Annotated in this window: 1 pseudogene; it reads left to right on the top strand. The window is 46.2% G+C overall.

The features are described 5' to 3' along the window. Nucleotides 1-279: 279 nt before the first annotated feature. Nucleotides 280-520, top strand: a pseudogene (locus E3E42_RS11670) (hypothetical protein); the annotation flags it as partial.

Raw genomic sequence — 520 nt, 5'->3', positions numbered from 1 at the left:
GGCCTTCAGCTTGTTTACATCTTCTCCCTCGTGTATCTTTTTGAGCAGATTCTTGAGCTGCTCCTTCTTATACTCCCTGTTGTTCAGTAACTCGGTCATCTTAGTCACCTTCATGACATATGTCATAGGTGGCGCTTATAAGTATTTCTGGACATATCTGGGCATAGAAAACTAAACAATCCTGACCAGCAAAGCTTATATGTCGAGTGTCATACATTCGAACGGTAAGCGAAAATGATGCTCGATGTTGGGGGTTTGAAACCACCCCAACCAGCGGTTATGATCCTCGAGAGTCTCGGGAAGCTCAAGGTTGGTGATACCCTTGAGGTGATAGGTGACAGGCCCTTTGTTGACCCGATTCCCAAGTTAGAGGAGGCAGGATACAACATTGAAGTTGGAGGAGTCGGCGGTTTCTTCGTCCTCAAAGTTACGAAGACCGAAAGCTCAAAGGAGCTTAAGATGGAAGTTAAAGAGTGCGACGATAGGCTGGATGAGATAACAGAAGACACCAACGTAGCCA

The sequence above is a fragment of the Thermococcus sp. JdF3 genome, from assembly GCF_012027495.1.
Lineage (GTDB): Archaea > Methanobacteriota_B > Thermococci > Thermococcales > Thermococcaceae > Thermococcus.
Note: the sequence above shows the minus strand (reverse complement) of the source record. Positions and strands in the feature narration are given on the sequence as shown.